The 2656-nt window shown below is 66.8% G+C and carries 2 protein-coding genes; both read left to right on the plus strand.

The genetic code is table 11. The features are described 5' to 3' along the window. On the plus strand, window positions 1-1404 hold a 1404-nt coding region (locus AB0L21_RS39555; RefSeq protein WP_365788776.1), incomplete at its 5' end, for an alpha-1,4-glucan--maltose-1-phosphate maltosyltransferase. Continuing rightward, window positions 1401-2656: maltose alpha-D-glucosyltransferase (treS, locus tag AB0L21_RS39560; protein WP_365788777.1), on the plus strand; the 1256-nt coding region annotated here is incomplete at its 3' end. The genes AB0L21_RS39555 and treS, both read left to right, overlap by 4 nt.

Genomic DNA, 2656 nt, shown 5'->3' on the forward strand with positions numbered 1-2656 from the left:
GCCCTGTACGGCTCGTGGTACGAGTTCTTCCCCCGCTCGGAGGGCACCGCCGAGGAGCCGCACGGTACGTTCCGCACGGCCGCGCGCCGGCTGAAGCCGATCGCGGACATGGGCTTCGACGTCGTCTACCTGCCGCCCGTCCACCCGATCGGCACGACGTTCCGCAAGGGCCGCAACAACACCCTCACCGCCGGCCCGGACGACGTCGGCGTGCCCTGGGCGATCGGGTCACCCGAGGGCGGCCACGACGCCGTGCACCCCGCCCTGGGCACCATCGAGGACTTCGACTTCTTCGTCGCCGAGGCGGACAAGCTGGGACTGGAGATCGCGCTGGACTTCGCGTTGCAGTGCTCGCCCGACCATCCCTGGGTCCACAAGCACCCCGAGTGGTTCCATCACCGCCCCGACGGGAGCATCGCGTACGCCGAGAACCCGCCGAAGAAGTACCAGGACATCTACCCGATCGCGTTCGACGCCGACATGGACGGCCTGGTCGCCGAGACGGTCCGGGTGCTGCGGCACTGGATGGGCCACGGGGTGCGGATCTTCCGCGTGGACAACCCGCACACCAAGCCGGTGGTGTTCTGGGAGCGGGTCATCGCGGAGGTCAACCGCCGGGACCCGGACGTGATCTTCCTGGCGGAGGCGTTCACCCGCCCGGCGATGATGCACACCCTGGCGCAGATCGGTTTCCAGCAGTCGTACACGTACTTCACCTGGCGCACCACCAAGCAGGAGCTGACCGAGTACCTGACCGAGCTGTCGGGTGAGGCGGCGGCCTGGATGCGGCCGAACTTCTTCGCCAACACCCCCGACATCCTGCACGCCTACCTCCAGCACGGCGGACGTGCCGCCTTCGAGATCCGTGCCGTGCTGGCCGCCACCCTCTCCCCCGCCTGGGGCATCTACTCCGGCTACGAGCTGTGCGAGAACACCCCGCTCAGGGAGGGGAGCGAGGAGTACCTGGACTCCGAGAAGTACCAGCTCAAACCCCGCGACTGGGAGGCCGCAGAGCGCGACGGGCGGACCATCGCACCGCTCATCACCAAGCTCAACACCATCCGCCGGCGGCACCCGGCGCTACAGCGCCTGCGGAACCTCCGCTTCCACCACACCGACAAGGACGCGGTGATCGCCTACTCGAAGCGGAGCGGATCGAACACGGTTCTGGTGGTCGTGAACCTCGACCCGCACCACACCCAGGAGGCAACGGTCTCGTTGGACATGCCGCAACTCGGCCTGGACTGGCACGAGTCCGTGCCGGTGTGCGACCAGCTCACCGGCGAGACCTACTACTGGGGCAGGGCCAACTATGTGCGCCTCGAACCGGGTCATAGGCCCGCGCACATCTTCACCGTCCTGCGACCGTCCACCCCGCAGATCGGAGGGTCACCCACAATATGATCGTCAATGAGCCCGTTCCGGACACCTTCGAGGACACTCCCGCAAAGGACCGGGACCCGGAGTGGTTCAAACGCGCCGTGTTCTACGAGGTCCTGGTCCGCTCCTTCCAGGACAGCAACGGCGACGGCGTCGGCGACCTGAAGGGCCTGACCGCCAAACTCGACTATCTGCAGTGGCTCGGCGTGGACTGCCTGTGGCTGCCGCCGTTCTTCAAGTCCCCCCTGCGGGACGGCGGTTACGACGTGTCCGACTACACCGCCGTCCTCCCGGAGTTCGGTGACCTCGCCGACTTCGTGGAGTTCGTGGACGCCGCGCACCAGCGCGGCATGCGCGTGATCATCGACTTCGTCATGAACCACACCAGCGACCAGCACCCGTGGTTCCAGGAGTCGAGGCGGGATCCGGACGGTCCGTACGGGGACTACTACGTCTGGGCCGACGACGACAAGCAGTACCAGGACGCCCGGATCATCTTCGTTGACACCGAGGTCTCCAACTGGACGTACGACCCGGTACGCAAGCAGTACTACTGGCACCGCTTCTTCTCGCACCAGCCGGACCTGAACTACGAGAACCCGGCCGTGCAGGAGGAGATGATCTCCGCGCTGAAGTTCTGGCTGGATCTCGGCATCGACGGGTTCCGGCTGGACGCGGTGCCGTACCTGTACCAGCAGGAGGGCACCAACTGCGAGAACCTGCCGGCGACCCACGAGTTCCTGAAGCGGGTGCGCAAGGAGATCGACGCCCAGTACGCCGACAAGGTGCTCCTCGCCGAGGCCAACCAGTGGCCCGAGGACGTCGTCGACTACTTCGGTGACTACCGGGCCGGCGGCGACGAGTGCCACATGGCGTTCCACTTCCCCGTGATGCCGCGCATCTTCATGGCCGTACGGCGGGAGTCCCGCTACCCGGTCTCGGAGATCCTCGCCAAGACCCCGGCCATCCCCTCGAACTGCCAGTGGGGCATCTTCCTGCGCAACCACGACGAGCTGACCCTCGAAATGGTCACCGACGAGGAACGCGACTACATGTGGGCCGAGTACGCGAAGGACCCGCGGATGCGCGCCAACATCGGCATCCGCCGCCGCCTCGCGCCCCTGCTCGACAACGACCGCAACCAGATCGAGCTGTTCACCGCCCTGCTGCTCTCCCTGCCCGGCTCGCCGATCCTCTACTACGGCGACGAGATCGGCATGGGCGACAACATCTGGCTCGGCGACCGCGACGCCGTCCGCACCCCCATGCAGTGGAC

Origin of the sequence: Streptomyces sp. NPDC052721, from assembly GCF_040678315.1 — a bacterium.
Classification (GTDB): Bacteria; Actinomycetota; Actinomycetes; order Streptomycetales; family Streptomycetaceae; genus Streptomyces.